This window comes from Nonomuraea sp. NPDC050451, from assembly GCF_044458585.1.
In genome coordinates, this window is record NZ_JBITHZ010000031.1 from 63,223 (window position 1) to 79,083 (window position 15,861).

The following is a 15,861-nucleotide window of genomic DNA, read 5'->3' on the forward strand; positions in this document are numbered from 1 at the left end:
GGCGTGACCTCTTTGCACTGTCCTGAGAGGATCGTTCGAGGCGGCACGGCCCCTTCGGCGCGCGCTGCCGGTCCGGGCGAGTAGCCTTGGACAGGTTCTCTAACATCAACGCCGATCTGCGGAAGAGGGCGATTTCCGCCGTGTCGTCTGAGTCGTCGCGGACAAACCCGCTGGCAAGCTTTGGTCAGAACGAGTGGCTTGTCGACGAGCTGTACCAGAAGTACCTCCAAGATCCCGAGTCTGTCGACAAGGCATGGTGGAACTTCTTCGCTGACTACAACCCTGATTCCGGAACGGGCCGGGCAGCGCCGGTCAGGGAGGTGGCGAACGGCACCGTGACCGCTCCCGCTCCCCCGCAGGCGCCGCCCAAGGCACCCCCGGCTGCCGAGAAGCCGAAGCAGCCCGCCACCCCGGTGCCCAAGGGCGCCGAGGAGGTCAAGCTGCGCGGCGCCGCCGCTCGCACGGCCGCCAACATGGACCTGTCACTGACGGTCCCGACGGCCACCAGCGTGCGCGCGATCCCGGCCAAGCTGCTGATCGACAACCGCATCGTGATCAACAATCACCTCAAGCGGGGTCGCGGCGGGAAGGTGTCCTTCACCCACCTGATCGGTTTCGCGATCGTCAAGGCCCTGAGGGCCATGCCGGAGATGAACTTCTCCTACACGGAGGTCGACGGCAAGCCGACGCTGATCAAGCCCGAGCACGTGGGCTTCGGCCTGGCGATCGACGTCCAGAAGAGCAACGGCGAGCGCCAGCTGCTCGTGCCCTCGATCAAGGGCGCCGAGGAGATGGACTTCCGCCAGTTCTGGATGGCCTACGAAGACGTCGTCCGCAAGGCCCGCGCGGGCAAGCTGGGCGTCGACGACTTCGCCGGCACCACGATCTCGCTGACCAACCCCGGCACGATCGGCACCGTCCACTCCGTGCCGCGCCTGATGCCCGGCCAGGGCACGATCATCGGCGTCGGCGCGATGGAATACCCGGCCGAATACCAGGGCGCCTCGCCCGACACGCTCTCGCGCCTGGCCGTCTCCAAGGTCATGACGCTCACCAGCACCTACGACCACCGGATCATCCAGGGCGCCCAGTCGGGCGACTTCCTGCGCCAGATCCACCGGCTGCTGCTGGGCGAGGACGGCTTCTACGACGAGATCTTCGAGGCGCTGCGGATCCCGTACGAGCCCGTCCGCTGGGTCCAGGACATCTCGGCCTCCCACGACGACGACGTGGCCAAGTCCGCCCGCGTGATCGAGCTGATCCACGCCTACCGCGTGCGCGGCCACCTGATGGCCGAGACCGACCCGCTCGAGTACAAGCAGCGCAAGCACCCCGACCTGGACATCCAGTCCCACGGGCTGACGCTGTGGGACCTGGAGCGCGAGTTCGCCACGGGCGGTTTCGGCGGCCGCGCACTGATGAAGCTCCGCGAGATCCTCGGCGTGCTGCGCGACTCCTACTGCCGCACGGTCGGCATCGAGTACATGCACATCCAGAACCCCGAGGAGCGGGCCTGGATCCAGGCTCGGGTGGAGAAGCCGCACAAGTCGCCCGAGCGGGCCGAGCAGCTCAACATCCTGTCCCGGCTCAACACCGCCGAGGCGTTCGAGACGTTCCTGCAGACGAAGTTCGTCGGCCAGAAGCGCTTCTCCCTGGAGGGCGGCGAGTCCCTGATCCCGCTGCTCGACTCGGTGATCAGCGACGCCGCCGACGAGGGCCTCGACGAGGTCGTCATCGGCATGGCCCACCGCGGCCGCCTCAACGTGCTGGCCAACATCGTGGGCAAGTCGTACGCGCAGATCTTCGGCGAGTTCGAGGGCAACATCGACCCGCGCACGGCGCACGGCTCCGGCGACGTGAAGTACCACCTCGGCGCGACGGGCACGTTCACCTCGCCGAGCGGCAAGACCATCACCTCCTCCGTGGTCGCCAACCCCTCCCACCTGGAGGCGGTCGACCCGGTGCTCGAGGGCGTCGTCCGCGCCAAGCAGGACCTCCTGGAGCGCGGCGAGGAGGGCTTCACCGTCCTGCCCGTCCTTGTCCACGGTGACGCGGCCTTCGCCGGCCAGGGCGTCGTGGCCGAGACGCTCAACCTGTCGCAGCTGCGCGGCTACCGCACCGGCGGCACCGTGCACGTGGTGGTCAACAACCAGGTGGGCTTCACCACCTCGCCCGCCTCGTCCAGGTCCTCGGTCTACGCGACCGACGTGGCCCGGATGATCCAGGCCCCGATCTTCCACGTCAACGGCGACGACCCCGAGGCCGTGGTGCGCGTGGGCCAGCTGGCCTACGAATACCGCCAGACGTTCCGCAAGGACGTCGTCATCGACCTCATCTGCTACCGCCGCCGCGGCCACAACGAGGGCGACAACCCGGCCTTCACCCAGCCGCTGATGTACGACCTGATCGACGCCAAGCGCTCGACCCGCAAGCTCTACACCGAGGCGCTGATCGGCCGGGGCGACATCACGGTCGAGGAGGCCGAGCAGGCGCTTCGCGACTACCAGGCCAAGCTGGAGCAGGCGTTCACCGAGACCCGCGAGGCGGTGAAGAAGCCCGCCGAGGCCGCCGCGATGCGGGTGCCGCCGACCGAGGTCGTCAAGTGGTCCCACGACGACACGCCGACCGCGATCAGCGACGAGACGCTCAAGCGCATCGTCGACACCCAGCTCAACCTGCCCGAGGGCTTCACGCCGCACCCGCGCCTGGCGCCGGTGCTGCAGCGCCGCGGCCAGATGGTCGAGACGGACACGATCGACTGGGCGATGGGCGAGACGCTCGCCTTCGGCGCGCTGCTGATCGACGGACACCCGGTGCGCCTGGTCGGCCAGGACTCGCGCCGCGGCACGTTCACGCAGCGCCACGCCGTCCTGGTGGACCGGATGACCGGCGCCGACCACACGCCGCTCAAGACCTTCAACGAGGGCACCACGAAGTTCTACGTCTACGACTCGCTGCTCAGCGAGTTCGCGGCGCTCGGCTTCGAGTACGGCTACAGCGTCGTCCGCCCGGACGCCCTGGTCGCCTGGGAGGCGCAGTTCGGCGACTTCGTCAACGGTGCCCAGACGATCATCGACGAGTTCATCTCGTCGGGCGAGCAGAAGTGGGGCCAGAAGTCCTCGGTCGTGCTGCTGCTGCCGCACGGCTTCGAGGGCCAGGGCCCCGACCACTCCTCGGCCCGCATCGAGCGGTTCCTGCAGGTCTGCGCGCTCGACAACATGACGGTCGCGCAGCCCTCGACCCCGGCCAACTACTTCCACCTGCTGCGCTGGCAGGTGGAGTCGCAGCGGCACAAGCCGATGGTGGTCTTCACGCCGAAGTCGCTGCTGCGCCACAAGGCGGCCACGTCCAAGGCGTCCGACTTCACCACGGGCACCTTCCAGCCGGTCCTGGGCGACACGACCGTGGACGCGTCCAAGGTCACCAGGGTCGTGCTCACGTCCGGCAAGCTCTACTACGACCTGGCGGCCGAGCGCGACAAGAAGGGCCGCGACGACGTCGCGATCGTCCGCCTCGAGCGCCTCTACCCGTTCCCGGGTGAGGAGCTGGCCGCCGAGCTGTCCCGCTACGGGTCGCAGGCGGAGCTGGTCTGGGCGCAGGACGAGCCGGTCAACATGGGGCCGTGGCCGTACCTGGCGCTCAAGCTGGCCGAGGACCCGCAGACGCTGGGCGGCCGCCCGGTGCGGCGCGTCTCGCGCCGCCCCAACAGCTCGCCGGCGACGGGCTCGCACAACTCGCACGACACCGAGCTCGAGGAGATCCTCCACGAGCTGTTCGGCTGATCCAACACCAGAGTGAGCCCCCGGCCCCGGCTGGGGGCTCACTGCCGTTTCAGGAGGACTTGAGAGAGATGTACTTCACCGATCGGGGGATCGAGGAACTGGTCGAGCGGCGGGGCGAGGAGGAGGTCAGCCTGCTCTGGCTCGGCGAGCGGCTGCGCGAGTTCGTCGACCTCAACCCGGAGTTCGAGATCCCGATCGAGCGGCTGGCCACCTGGCTGGCACGGCTCGACGACGACGAGGACTGACCCCGCCCCACCGCGCCCCCTTCCCGAGACACGGCGGCAAGGGGGCCCCCTTGAGGGCCCTCAGCCGAGGCCCGGCCGTCCCTCGCCCCCTTCCTCCGCAAGTACCGTAGCCCTCGCCCGGAAGGACCCCAGTCCGGCGCTTCCCCTCCCCCAAGGGACGTCAGCCGAAGTACGGCCGGAGAGTACGGCACCTACGTGTCGCAACGCGATACATCTTGAGTTTCTCGAAAACGCGACATATCGTGTTAGGTAGTGAGGACGTGTCGCCAGAAGGGCGGGGGAACATGCAGCAGTGGACGATCGAAGGCCCAGAACAGCTGACATTCGGCCAGGTGGACGCTCTCGATGTGCGAATAGTCGCCGGCCGCCTGGCCGTGCTGGCCAGCGACGGCCCACCCACAGTCGAGGTGTCCGAGATCGAGTCGGCGTCCCCGCTGCTGGTCACGTATGACGAGGACGCCAAGGAGCTCTCCATCACCTACAAGGACCTCACCTGGGACGGCCTCCTCGGCTGGCTCCGGCGCGACCGGCGCAGGACGGTCCTGACGATCACCGTCCCCAAGAACTGCACCGTCAACGCCGGAGTGGTCTCCGCGCCCGCCGTGGTGGCCGGGTTCGAGAGGATGACGCAGGTCAGGAGCGTGTCCGCGGAGATCGTGCTCGACGGCGTCAGCGGCGACGTGAACGCGACGACCGTCTCGGGCCCCGTGGAGAGCCGGGCGATGGACGGCGACCTGGCGTTCAAGAGCGTCTCGGGCGACCTGACCGTGGCCGACGGCACCCCGCGCCGGCTCAAAGCCAACACCGTCTCCGGCCGGATAACGGCGGATCTGGCGCTTCGGCCGACCGGCCATGTGACGCTCAACAGCGTTTCCGGTGACATCCTTGTCAGGCTGCCGGAAAACGTGGAGGCGGACGTGAGCGTGCGGTCCACCTCCGGCAGGCTGGTCAGCACGTTCCACGAACTGTTCAACTCGAACGGCCCCGGCACGAAATCGATGTCGGGCAGGCTGGGCGGCGGTATGGCGTCGCTGTCGGCGATCACGGTCTCCGGCGAGGTCGCGCTGCTCAAGGGGGAGAAGGAATGAGCCCTGTCTTCGGTCACGGCCGGCTCCGGCTGTACCTGCTCAAGCTGCTGGAAGAGAGCCCGCGTCACGGCTACGAGGTCATCAGGCTGCTCCAGGACCGCTTCCTCGGGGTCTACTCGCCCTCCCCCGGCACGATCTACCCGCGCCTGGCCCGCCTGGAGGAGGAGGGTCTGGTGACGCACGAGGTGGTCGAGGGCAAGAAGGTGTTCTCGATCACCGACAAGGGCCGCGAGGAGCTGAACGCCCGGCTCGACGAACTCGACGACCTGGAGCAGGAGATCTCCGCCTCAGTACGCGACATCGCCCGCGAGGTCAAGGAGGACGTCCGCGACACGGTCAAGTCGCTGCGCGAGGAGCTCACGCGGATGGCCAAGGACGTTCGCACGGGGGCCAGGGAGGACACCCAGCGGCTCAAGGAGCAGCAGAAGGCGGACTTCAGGCGGCTCAAGGAGCAGCAGAAGCGGCAGTGGATGGAGCACGCCTACCACTGGCAGGACGAGGGCGACCGGCTCAGCAGGGAGTGGCGAAGGATCTGGTCCGAGGTCTGGTCCACGCTGGGAGGCTCGCCGACCAGCCACGCCGACCTCGACGCGGAGCTGGGCGAGCTGCTGGCCGACTTCATCGCCGAGGCCCGCGAGGAGGCGTCCGAGTCCCGGCTGACGCCGGAGAAGCTGGCGGAGCTGCGTACGGTGCTCGACGAGGCCCGCCGCCGCGTGCGCGAGATCCTCGAAGGCTGACCTCCGTTCATGCCGAGCGGAGGTGCCGTTCCAGGCGGCGCGCGCGGGCGGCCTTGCGGGCGTGGTAGGCGATGGGCATGTACCGCAGGCGTTCGGGCAGGCGCGGCGTCAGCACGGCCACCGCATGCCCGAGGTGCCGCAGTCGCCGCTCCTCCCGCGCCGTCCACGACAGCCCCAGCCTCCGCCGTACGGCGGGGGGCAGGGTGCCGACCGTCACGAAGTAGTTGAACTCCCCCGATCCGACCCCCACAGGTGTCCAGAGCCGCCGCAGCGGCCTCGGCAACCCGGGCGGCGCCGGCGTGCCGCGCAGGACCGACAGCACGTCGAGCGCCGTCGGGTGCGCCTCCAGCCGGTCTGCCACCATCGCGTCGAAGTACCGCCAGAACGCCTCCAGGTCCGCGGGCATCTCCCGCTCCGGCACCCGCAGGATCGCGCCGAGCTGCCGCGACTCGGCGTAGAGCCGCCGCTCCTGCTCGACGGTGAACGGGGTGCCGAAATAGCGGTTGAGAACGATGAAGCGCTCGAACAGCGACAGGTGCACCCACGCCCACGCCTCGCCGTTCAGCGCGTGGTAGGGCCGGCCGAGCTCGTCCACCCCGCTGATCTGCCGGTGCAGCCTCCTGAGCCGCTCGCCCTCCGCCGGGCCGTCCGCTCCGCCGTACACCCATTTCTGGATCGAGACGAGCGTGCGGGTGAGCCGCCCCCACGGGTCGTCCTTGTACGTGGAGTGCTCGGCGACGGCCGCGCCCACGGCCGGGTGCATGGTCTGCATGACCAGCGCGCTCCCGGCGACGAGCAGATTGCGGTATTCGCCGGTGGTGTCCCAGTGCATCGAACCTGGACCGAAGGGCTGAACCTCCATCATGACGGCCTCCCGGGTGAGACAAGCCCACTCATGCTTGTATCACCCGGAAAGCCGGGAAGTAACCCTTTACTTATTCAGACGGTAAAGACGATCTTTCCGAAGATCTCCCCTTCGGCCATGGCCGCGAACCCGTCCTGCGCCTCCGTCAGCGGCAGCACCCTGTCGACGGCGGGCCGTACGCCGGTCTGCTCCAGGAAGACCGCCAGCCGGCGGAGCTGTTCCCGCGTGCCCATCGTGGAGCCGATGACGGACAGCTGCAGGAAGAAGACCCGGTTCAGGTCGGCGGGCGGGACCGCGCCGCTGGTGGCGCCGCTGACGACGATGCGCCCGCCCGGCTTGAGCGACTTGAGCGAATGATCCCAGGTGGCCTGACCGACGGTCTCCATGACCGCGTCCACCCGCTCGGGCAGCCGCGCGCCCGGCTCGAACACCTGGTCGGCGCCGAGTTCGAGGGCACGTTCGCGCTTCTCCTCGGAGCGGCTGGTCGCCCAGACCCGGTAGCCGCCGGCCCGGCCGAGCGCGATCAGCGCGGTGGCCACGCCGCCGCCCGCGCCCTGCACCAGCACGGTGGAGCCGGGCTCGAGCCCGGCCTTGTCGAACAGCATCCGGTACGCGGTCAGCCAGGCCGTGGGCAGGCAGGCGGCGTGCTCGAAGCCGAGCCCTGCCGGCTTGGGCACAAGGTTGCGCCGCGGCACGGCCACCCGCTCGGCGAAGGTGCCGTCGTGCACCTCGGACAGCAGCGTGCGCTTGGGATCGAGCGTCTCGTCGGCGCCCGTGCCGATCACGGAGTGCACGATGACCTCGTTGCCGTCCTCGTCCACGCCCGCGGCGTCGCAGCCGAGCACGATCGGCAGCCGGTCCTGTCTGATGCCGACGCCCTTGAGCGTCCACAGGTCGTGGTGGTTGAGCGCGGCCGCGCGCACGGAGACGGTCGTCCATCCGTCCGGAACCTTCGGCTCCGGACGCTCGCCGAGCGTCAGCCCGGCGAGTGGGTTGTCGGGGTCGGTCTGTGTGGCGGTTACGGCGAACATGGCCGCACCCTACTTCAGCGTGATCCGGATCCCCTCTAATGCCTCCTTCATGAACGGCCGTGGCCCCGTGACCGCGACCAGCACGTCACCCTTGCACACCGAGTCGGCGGGCCGCCCGCGCCCCTTGATCACGCCCGGCATCCCGGCCTTCTTCTTGCAGCCGGGCGTGGGCACCAGCGCGACCATCTCCCCCGCGCCGCCGCCAAACCAGAGCTGCGGCCCCATCGGCTCCCCCTGCACCATCTCCCCCGGCCTGGCCAGCCGCGCGGGTGCCCTGGCCGACAGCACGAGGTAGCCGTCCTTCGTCTCCCTGCCCTTCAGCCCTCGCGCGAGGGCCAGCCGCTGGTCGAACGTCAGCCCCTGCCCCCGGTCGTACATCGCGAGCCGCCACCGCCCGAACTCGAACAGCAGCACCTGCCCGTAGTTACCGCTGCCCGCCCGGCGGGGCCAGAGGGTGACGTTGGGCGCGTAGTTCCTGATCGGCCGGCCACCCACGGTCACCTCGAACTGACCGTTGTACGGGGCGGACAACTGCCGATACTGCCCGTCGATCCAGATCCCCTGGAAGGGCCGCGACCCCATGGCGGCGAGACCGAGCTCGGCCGGATACCGCACCTCGGCCCGTAACCCGTGCGGGAACACCACCTCCATGACCTCGTCACCGCCCTTGGCCGCGGGCCGGACGGTGAGGACGTTGGGGGCACTGTCGATCTTGGTGAGGGACCTGATGGGCTCGGTGGTCGGCCCCGCCGGGGGCGCAGGTTCGGGATCGCGGCTGATGAGCAGGCTGACGACAGGGATCAGCAGGAGCGCGAGTACCACCACCAGCCCGACCCACCGGCGGCGACCGCGCTCGCCTACCTCGATGACGTCGAACCGGTCAGCCACGACGTTCCTAGCCGAGTAGTGCGGGCCTGCGCCCTTTCATCCAGTTCAGTTGAGCGGCGACCGCCAGCGCAAGCCCTGGAACCTGGCGAAATCCTTGTCGCAGGTCACAAATTCACAACCGTGCTCGATGGCGAGTGCGGCGAGATAGGCGTCGGGGATGAGCTTTCTTCGGGCGTCCGCCTCACGGCAGAGTCTGGTGAAGATCTCCCAGTGCCGCTCGCCCGGGTTGAGGACCACGGCGTGTGGCTGGTTGCGCACCTGGTCGGCGAACCCGAGGATCTCCTCCATCGTCGGAGGGGGGTCGTGGAGCGCCGCGACACTGAGCACCCGGATGACCCCGTTGATCACATAGTCGGTGACCGCGTAGGCGGAGTCGCCGTTGATCAGCTCCTCGACCAGCTTGTGGCAGGCGACGTGAGCGGGGGCCTCCCTGCGGAAGGCATTGACGAGGACGTTGATGTCACTGAGCAGCATCGGCCTGCACCTTCAGGTAGCGCTCGATGTCGTCCTGCTCGATCAGGCTGTAGATGAACTCCGGCGTGAGATCGATCCCGGGCATGAGCCGGCTGCCAGAGGTGATCAGCTCCACCCGCGGCCGTTCGGCGGCCTCCGTGGAGCGGTTGAGCAGTTGCCTCAAGGCGTCCTCCATCACTGAGTTGAGACTGCGTCCGTTACGTGCCGCGTACGCCTTCGCCTCGTTGAGGAGCGTCTCGTCGATGCGCACCGTTGTCCTCCGCATGACTCCAGCGTCCGCCGCTGACATAAAAATGTCAACTCCAGACAGTAGTCATCCGGTCACAGGCTTTGCGTCCACTTTAAGTCACCAGGTGGCCACATTGACCTTCCCGTCAGAAGCGACCCGCACCACCTGCCCCACCAGCTCCCGCGACTCCGCGTCCGCCAGCAGCCCCGCCTCCTCCACCACCGCGTAAGCCCGCCCACCCGGCACGTCCACCACCAGCACCCCCCGCTCGGCGGCGCCGTCGGGCCCGTGCGCCACCGTGTACCCCGCCACCACGCCCTCCCCCGAACAGGCCCCCACCAGCGGCACCTCCTCGGCCACGAACACCGGCGCCGCGCTCCCCAGCCGCCCTCCCGGCTCGCTGGACCACACCGCGTACGTGTGCTTGGTCAGATGCATCCCCACCCCGCTCACCAGCCCGTGCCCCGACTGGGCCCGCAGCAGCCCCGCCATGGTCGCCGTCGAGTGCAGGACGTAGTCGCTGGCCGGCCCGCCCGCGTACGGCAGCCCGCCGGTGACGGTGAGCCCTCGGCGGTCCAGGGGATCGAGCCCGATCGCGTCGCACGCCTGCCGCAGCGCCACCGCGAAACAGCTGTACAGGTCGAGCGCGTGCATGTCGCCGAGCCCGAGCCCGGACCGCCGGAAAGCCGCCTCCGCCACGTGCGCGACGGCCCGGGAGACCCCGAGTTCGGGCCGTGCGGCCACCTCCCAGGTGTCCTCCCCGTACGCCCACCCGCGCAGGTAGACCCGTCGGTCGGCAGGCACCCCGAGCCGGTCGGCCAGCCGCGAGCTGGTCAGGATGACGGCCGCCGCCTGATCCACTTCCAGCACGGCCACCGTGTCCCTGGTATAGGGCCACCCGACGAAGCGGTCGCCCTTCGCGAGCTCGTCGGGGGTGCGGGCGGTCCGGCGCCAGGCGTACGGGTTCGCGGCGGCCACCTCGGTCATCGGTGCCATCATCCGGCCCCTGTCGCGCATCTCCTCCTCGATCGTGAGCCCGGACGCCGCCCGCCGCGCGGTCTCCATGATCGCGTAGGTGTGTACCGGCAGGAAGAGCCCGTGGGCCAGGGCGTACGGGTGCGGCGGGCGCTCCCACCCGTACGGCGGTTTGGGCACGGCGGGGTGGCTCCACGGGACGTGCTCGCCCGCCCGCCGGTACGCCCTGCGCGTCGCCAGCGCCTCAGCTCCCGTGACCAGCGCGGAGTCGAGGTCGCCCGCCGCGATCCTGGCCGCCGCCTCGCCGATGAGCAACTGCGGCGCCGTACCGCTGACCTTCGAGTACGCACGGTGGCGCGGCGTCGCGCCGAGGCGCTCGGCGAGGCGGCCGACCGGGGAGTCGTACTGCCATGAGTCGGTGTGGACGATCTGGATCGAGTCCAGCCGCTCGACCGGGAGGCGGGCGTCCTCGGCGGCCGCGCGTGCCGTCTCCTCCCACAGATCGAGTGGTTCCGGGCCGGGCTGCTCGCGAATGGTGCGTTGTGCGATGCCGATGAGACAGGGGGTGCGTGGATCCATGAATCCATCTAACCAGAACAAGATTCGGTTGATAAGAAGTGGCATTTGATAATGCCTGTTACCGCTGTTGCGCAAGACAAAAAACGGGTGGCGCGACCTGCGGGGATGCCAATTACGAATACATGCGGTTTCGCTATTTCTATAACGGAATGGAACCGGGCCATGCTTTTTCGCGTCGTTTCATGGCCTCCCCCTTGCGCCATTCATTAACGTTCCGATCGTTTTCCTGGCCCACCGGGGCGCAGTACCCCGCTCTGGGCCGCCGAAAGCCGAGAGGAGCTCCATGTTTTCCCGAGCAAGGCGCATCGCGTTCCCGCTCGCCGGCCTGATGGCCGTCGGGCTGGCCGCGGGCATGGTCGGCGGCACCCCGGCCAACGCCCAAGCACCCACCGACGTCGTGTCCCAGAACTCCGCCACCCCCGCCGAGCAGGCGATCCAGTTCTGGACCCCCGACCGCATCAAGCTGGCCACCGACTACGACGACGGCCTCGACCTGACCTCCAAGGGCGTCAAGGGCAGCAACGACGCACCTGACGGCCCTCCGGGATCCGTCCCGCCGATCGGCGAGGAGAAGACGAAGGCCAAGAAGAGCAAGCACGTCAATCTGCCCAACACGGTCGGCCGCGTGTTCTTCACACTACCCAAGGCCGACCCGCGCGACCCGAGGAGCTGGCGGTACTGCTCGGCCAGCTCCGTCCAGGGCAAGTACCGCAACCTCGTGGCGACCTCGGCCCACTGCGTCTACGACACCAGCAAGAACACCTTCTACGACAACTGGATCTTCATTCCGTCGTACTGGGACGGCAACAATGTCTGGGAGGGCAAGGCGCCCTACGGCATTTACGCCGCCAAGACGTTCAACGCGCACGACGACTTCGTGGTGAAGGAGGACTACGACTTCGACTACGCGTTCGTCAACGTCTACAACGGCATCAAGGTCAACTGGGAGAGGGTCAACGGTAAGTGGCAGTGGACGGTCAAGAACGTCGGCCGTCTCGGTGACAACGTCGGCGGCCAGGGCTTCACCTGGAACAGGAGCACGAAGCTGAACGTGTTCTCGTTCGGGTACCCGGCGGGCGAGCACCCCGACGGCGACAAGCCGTACACCGGCCGCACGATGAAGTTCTGCTACGGCAAGACCAGGCCGATGCCCGAGGCCAGGAAGTACAACCTGCAGGAGCACATCGGCTTCAGGTGTTCCTTCACCGCCGGCGCGAGCGGCGGGCCGTTCATCTACAACTACAAGAGCGCGTCGCGCACCGGCTACCTGGTCGGCGTCAACAGCGTCGCGTGGGACACCGACGCCAACGACCGCTACGACTACATCTCGTCCCCGTACTTCAACACCGACACGTACAAGGTCTACAAGGCCGCAGCCAACCGCTGGACCGGCAACTTCCGCTGATCGAGGCGGCATCCGAGGCCCCGGTTCCCCTGGGAACCGGGGTCTTCCCCTGAGGCGTACATCACTGAAGGGGGCGCGGAATGAGTGGAATTCAACAAGCGCCTACACCCGCTCCGACCTGCGGAAACGTCCCTTACCAATGATCATTTAGAGATCTGTCTGATGGTGTCCTTATAGTGCACTGTGCACCCTTGATCAGGTAACGAATCTCTATCCTGGCTGCAATACCACCAGTACATCTGGAAAAATCCACCCTTACGACCCCAAGAAAGGCTAATTCATGATCCCCCGGGCCAGGCACTTGGTGGCGGCTGCGCTCAGCAGCGCGCTGCTGATGGCGCCTGCCTTCACGGGGATCGCGAACGCCGCGCTCGACAGCAAGGTCTTCGCCGTCACGCTGGCCAAGACCGCGGTGGACGTGAAGCGGGTCGCCGACTACTGGACACCCGACCAGCTCAAGAAGGCCGACAGCTACAGCCCCGCGACGCCCGGCACCCAGGCCGCCTCCCCGGCGCCGTCGGCCTCCGCGCAAGCCTCCAACCCCGCCACGCAGGTCACGACCACCGTCACGCGGGCCGTCGCCGCACAGGCCGTGTCGCCCGTGCTGCCGCGCAAGGGCTCGGTCGCCAGGACCATGGGCAAGGTGTTCTTCCGGTTCGGGGACAAGGAGTACTGGTGCTCCGCCAGCGCGGTCGCCGCCAAGAACCGCAGCGTCGTCGCGACGGCCGGGCACTGCGCGTACGACTCGAGGCAGGCCAGGCCGGCCGACTACTGGATCTTCGTCCCCAACCCCGGCCCCAACGGCGAGACGCCGGACGGCATCTACGTGGGCTCCTCGATCAGCATGCACGAGGACTGGTCGGGCAAGGGCGACTACGACTTCGACTACGCGTTCGTGACCGTGCACCGCGGCTTCAAGTGGGAGGCCAAGGACGGCCGCTACGTCATGAAGGACGTGGGCCGGCTCCAGGACAACGTCGGCGGCCAGGGCATCGAGCTGAACAAGAAGCCGACCACGTACACGGTGGCCGCGTTCGGCTACCCGGCGGGCGCGCAGCCCGACGGCACCCGCCCGTTCGACGGCAAGCGCCTGGAGATGTGCGAGGAAGGCCCCACCCGCTGGACCTCCGCCGTCAGCGTCGACCTGCAGAAGGGCGTGCAGCTGCTCAACTGCGACTTCAGCCCGGGCGCGAGCGGCGGCCCGTGGCTGATCGGCTTCAGCAAGGAGCGCTGGAACGGCTACCTGAACGGCGTCAACAGCCTGACCTGGAACAGGGACGCGAAGGGCTGGTACGACGCGGTGTCGTCCCCCTACTTCGACACCGTCACCGGAGCGGTCTACCGACGCGCCGCCGCGCAGACCACTCCGTCAAATGTGACCTAAATCACTGCAACCATCCGGTCACTGCAGGTGATCAGCGGATCCTTTGTCTCGGCAAGGTCACGACGCCCTCTGGGAGCGTTGACATGATCTACCTGTAATTCACATTTCCATTGTCAAACCGGTAAGTTCCGGGCTGTCCGTTTGCTGAGTTATGGAGGTGCACGAGGCGCCTCATGTCAGCGCAACCTGGAGTTACCTTGAAGCGAATCCTTCTGCCCGTCGGCGGGGCCGTCCTCGCGACCGGCCTGCTCGCCGTAGGTCTGACCGGTACGGCCCAGGCCGACGGCGACGTCTCCCACGACCCGATGGCCAACAACACCGCCGAGGCCGCCTCCGTCGCCTCCTTCTGGCTCGCCTCCAACGGGGCTGCGCTTCGCCAGGCGACCCAGTACACCTGGGACGCGAACGACGTCCGGAAGGTCGTCTCCAAGGGCGGCTACAGCCCCGACGGAAAGCCCGGCACCACGGCGCCGACCGGCGAGACGAAGTCGACCGCCAAGGCCCAGAACGTGAACATCCCCAAGACCATCGGCAAGGTCTTCTTCGTCGACGGCTCCGGCAAGTTCCGCTGGTGCTCGGCCACCTCCATCCAGTCGAACTACCGCAACCTGGTCTCCACGGCCGGTCACTGCGTCTACGACACGGACAGCGACAAGGCGCTCCTCGACAACTGGGTCTTCGTCCCCGGCTACTACCAGGGCAAGACCCCGTGGGGCATCTACGTGGGCAAGCAGGCCTTCACCCACTACGACTTCGACACGTACGAGGACTACGACCGCGACTACGCGTTCGTGACCGTCTACAACGGCATCCAGTTCAACGGCGTGAAGCAGGTGGACCGCAAGGACTACCAGAGCTTCACCGGTCCGAAGCGCGCGTGGGGCGGCCACTACTACATCCTGCTGTCCAAGGACGCCGGCCGTCTCGGCGACAACGTCGGCGGTCAGGGCTTCTCCTGGAACCAGCCCACCGGCAAGCCGGTCCGCGCCTTCGGCTACCCGGCCGCTCCGCACCCGGACGGCAACAAGGTGTACACCGGCGTCACGCCGAAGAGCTGCTACGGCACGACCACCGCCAAGGCGGTCGGCGCCCCCTGGCTCAAGATCGAGGAGCACATCGGCCTCAAGTGCGCCGTGACCCCCGGTTACGACGGCGGCCCCTGGCTCCAGAACTACAGCAACGGCAAGCGCCTCGGTTACGTGAACGGTGTGACGAGCACCTTCGCCGACCAGGACGGCAACGACCGCGTCGACTACATCACCTCGCCTTACTTCGACGGCGAGACGGCCGCGGTGTACAACGCGGCCAAGAACGTGTGGTCCGGCAAGATCGTCGGCCCGAACGGCGAGCTGTACAAGTAAGCCCTTCCAGGGGAAAGGCGAGGGTCTCGGCATCCCGAGGCCCTCGCCTCATCTTTTGTACGGGTACTTTCGAAGACGAAGATCTTTTTTGGATTCGCTGACACAGAGTGTTTACCTTGTCACGATGGGCACATGCATCGTGGCGATCTGACGAACGCCGAATGGGAACGGCTGGCATCGCTGCTACCCCCCGGCGACACGCTTGGAGACCGGTGGGACGAGCACCGGATGATGATCAACGGGGTGCTCTACCAGGCCAGGACCGGACTCCGGTGGCGCCATCTGCCCGGGCGATTCGGCTGTTGGGTGACCATCTACCGGCACCACCGCCACTGGACGGCCGACGGCACCTGGCGACGACTGCTGAGAGCGATCGAGACCGCCCAGGACGACACGACGACCGATGACGGCCCCGCACAGCCACAACGGCCCGCACTCGTCCACCACTCCCGGCACGAAGCCCTCGCCCGCGATCCGGTGCTGCTGAGCCTGCGCACCCACCTGGCGGCAGTCATCCGGCAGAGGGACACCTAGCCCCTGGCCATACCTACTTGGCGAACCAACACGATCGGGCCCCACCCGACCCGTTCGCCCTTCCTCCGGCGGCCGAGGCGCACCCCTCCAGCTCCTCGTCCGCCTTCACAGCACACTGAGGTGCGTCAGAGCGCCCCAGTCCAAATAGGCCAGGCGCGGGGGTGTCTCCCCTACGACCCCACGCCTGGCGCCCGACAGCCGTCCTCGCCGCCCCTCCTCCCGGCGAGGACGGCCTCTTTTTGCCCCCTACAACCCGAACCTGAAGATCACCTGTGAGGATTGGA

The 15,861-nt window shown here is 68.0% G+C and carries 14 protein-coding genes; 8 read left to right on the forward strand and 6 right to left on the reverse strand.

The window, feature by feature from the left end; all coding sequences use genetic code 11:
- Positions 1 to 140: 140 nt before the first annotated feature.
- From ACIBI9_RS51015 to ACIBI9_RS51030, 4 genes are all read left to right on the forward strand, one after another.
- Positions 141 to 3,782, forward strand: coding sequence for a multifunctional oxoglutarate decarboxylase/oxoglutarate dehydrogenase thiamine pyrophosphate-binding subunit/dihydrolipoyllysine-residue succinyltransferase subunit (locus ACIBI9_RS51015; protein ID WP_397234398.1), 3,642 nt, complete (start codon positions 141 to 143; stop codon positions 3,780 to 3,782).
- A gap of 68 nt (positions 3,783 to 3,850) precedes the next feature.
- Entirely contained in the window at positions 3,851 to 4,027 is a 177-nt protein-coding gene (locus ACIBI9_RS51020; protein WP_397234400.1) for a DUF6104 family protein, read from the forward strand.
- Positions 4,028 to 4,359: 332 nt separating this feature from the next.
- On the forward strand, positions 4,360 to 5,115 hold the full coding sequence (locus ACIBI9_RS51025; RefSeq protein ID WP_397234402.1) for a DUF4097 family beta strand repeat-containing protein: 756 nt from the start codon (positions 4,360 to 4,362) through the stop codon (positions 5,113 to 5,115).
- The gene (locus ACIBI9_RS51030) at positions 5,112 to 5,852 is read left to right on the forward strand and encodes a helix-turn-helix transcriptional regulator (RefSeq protein WP_397234404.1); all 741 of its coding nucleotides are present in this window, start codon (positions 5,112 to 5,114) and stop codon (positions 5,850 to 5,852) included. The genes ACIBI9_RS51025 and ACIBI9_RS51030 overlap by 4 nt, the downstream gene beginning before the upstream one ends.
- Before the next feature lie 7 nt (positions 5,853 to 5,859).
- Here ACIBI9_RS51030 and ACIBI9_RS51035 read toward each other — a convergent pair whose 3' ends face one another.
- From ACIBI9_RS51035 to ACIBI9_RS51060, 6 genes are all read right to left on the reverse strand, one after another.
- A complete protein-coding gene (locus ACIBI9_RS51035) occupies positions 5,860 to 6,717 on the reverse strand; it encodes an oxygenase MpaB family protein (RefSeq protein WP_397234406.1) in 858 nt (285 codons plus the stop codon).
- A 74-nt stretch (positions 6,718 to 6,791) separates the two neighbouring features.
- Positions 6,792 to 7,748, reverse strand: a complete 957-nt coding sequence (locus ACIBI9_RS51040) for a zinc-binding dehydrogenase (protein WP_397234408.1) — start codon at positions 7,746 to 7,748, stop codon at positions 6,792 to 6,794.
- Between the two features lie 9 nt (positions 7,749 to 7,757).
- On the reverse strand, positions 7,758 to 8,636 hold the full coding sequence (locus ACIBI9_RS51045; RefSeq protein ID WP_397234410.1) for a hypothetical protein: 879 nt from the start codon (positions 8,634 to 8,636) through the stop codon (positions 7,758 to 7,760).
- Between the two features lie 45 nt (positions 8,637 to 8,681).
- On the reverse strand, positions 8,682 to 9,110 hold the full coding sequence (locus ACIBI9_RS51050; protein ID WP_394503521.1) for a type II toxin-antitoxin system VapC family toxin: 429 nt from the start codon (positions 9,108 to 9,110) through the stop codon (positions 8,682 to 8,684).
- Positions 9,097 to 9,360, reverse strand: coding sequence for a hypothetical protein (locus tag ACIBI9_RS51055; protein WP_397234412.1), 264 nt, complete (start codon positions 9,358 to 9,360; stop codon positions 9,097 to 9,099). The genes ACIBI9_RS51050 and ACIBI9_RS51055 overlap by 14 nt, the downstream gene beginning before the upstream one ends.
- A gap of 96 nt (positions 9,361 to 9,456) precedes the next feature.
- The gene (locus ACIBI9_RS51060) at positions 9,457 to 10,893 is read right to left on the reverse strand and encodes an acetyl-CoA synthetase (protein ID WP_397234414.1); all 1,437 of its coding nucleotides are present in this window, start codon (positions 10,891 to 10,893) and stop codon (positions 9,457 to 9,459) included.
- Between the two features lie 283 nt (positions 10,894 to 11,176).
- Between ACIBI9_RS51060 and ACIBI9_RS51065 the strand changes: the two genes are divergently transcribed.
- The 4 genes from ACIBI9_RS51065 to ACIBI9_RS51080 all read left to right on the forward strand — a co-directional run bounded on the left by ACIBI9_RS51065 (position 11,177) and on the right by ACIBI9_RS51080 (position 15,577).
- The gene (locus tag ACIBI9_RS51065) at positions 11,177 to 12,298 is read left to right on the forward strand and encodes a trypsin-like serine peptidase (protein WP_397234416.1); all 1,122 of its coding nucleotides are present in this window, start codon (positions 11,177 to 11,179) and stop codon (positions 12,296 to 12,298) included.
- A gap of 280 nt (positions 12,299 to 12,578) precedes the next feature.
- Positions 12,579 to 13,682, forward strand: coding sequence for a trypsin-like serine peptidase (locus tag ACIBI9_RS51070; RefSeq protein WP_397234418.1), 1,104 nt, complete (start codon positions 12,579 to 12,581; stop codon positions 13,680 to 13,682).
- Between the two features lie 197 nt (positions 13,683 to 13,879).
- Positions 13,880 to 15,043: a trypsin-like serine peptidase gene (locus ACIBI9_RS51075; protein ID WP_397234420.1), complete on the forward strand. Its 1,164-nt coding sequence runs from the start codon at positions 13,880 to 13,882 to the stop codon at positions 15,041 to 15,043.
- A gap of 132 nt (positions 15,044 to 15,175) precedes the next feature.
- On the forward strand, positions 15,176 to 15,577 hold the full coding sequence (locus ACIBI9_RS51080) for a transposase (RefSeq protein WP_397234422.1): 402 nt from the start codon (positions 15,176 to 15,178) through the stop codon (positions 15,575 to 15,577).
- The last annotated feature ends 284 nt before the right edge of the window (positions 15,578 to 15,861 follow it).

What these genes read in the sequence shown, in the direction of transcription:
- ACIBI9_RS51070 (WP_397234418.1), top strand. Translation starts at nt 12,579, where the DNA reads ATGATCCCCCGGGCCAGGCACTTGGTGGCGGCTGCGCTCAGCAGCGCG.
- ACIBI9_RS51020 (WP_397234400.1), top strand. Translation starts at nt 3,851, where the DNA reads ATGTACTTCACCGATCGGGGGATCGAGGAACTGGTCGAGCGGCGGGGC.
- ACIBI9_RS51050 (WP_394503521.1), bottom strand. Translation starts at nt 9,110, where the DNA reads ATGCTGCTCAGTGACATCAACGTCCTCGTCAATGCCTTCCGCAGGGAG.
- ACIBI9_RS51080 (WP_397234422.1), top strand. Translation starts at nt 15,176, where the DNA reads ATGCATCGTGGCGATCTGACGAACGCCGAATGGGAACGGCTGGCATCG.
- ACIBI9_RS51030 (WP_397234404.1), top strand. Translation starts at nt 5,112, where the DNA reads ATGAGCCCTGTCTTCGGTCACGGCCGGCTCCGGCTGTACCTGCTCAAG.
- ACIBI9_RS51040 (WP_397234408.1), bottom strand. Translation starts at nt 7,748, where the DNA reads ATGTTCGCCGTAACCGCCACACAGACCGACCCCGACAACCCACTCGCC.
- ACIBI9_RS51035 (WP_397234406.1), bottom strand. Translation starts at nt 6,717, where the DNA reads ATGATGGAGGTTCAGCCCTTCGGTCCAGGTTCGATGCACTGGGACACC.
- ACIBI9_RS51065 (WP_397234416.1), top strand. Translation starts at nt 11,177, where the DNA reads ATGTTTTCCCGAGCAAGGCGCATCGCGTTCCCGCTCGCCGGCCTGATG.
- ACIBI9_RS51060 (WP_397234414.1), bottom strand. Translation starts at nt 10,893, where the DNA reads ATGGATCCACGCACCCCCTGTCTCATCGGCATCGCACAACGCACCATT.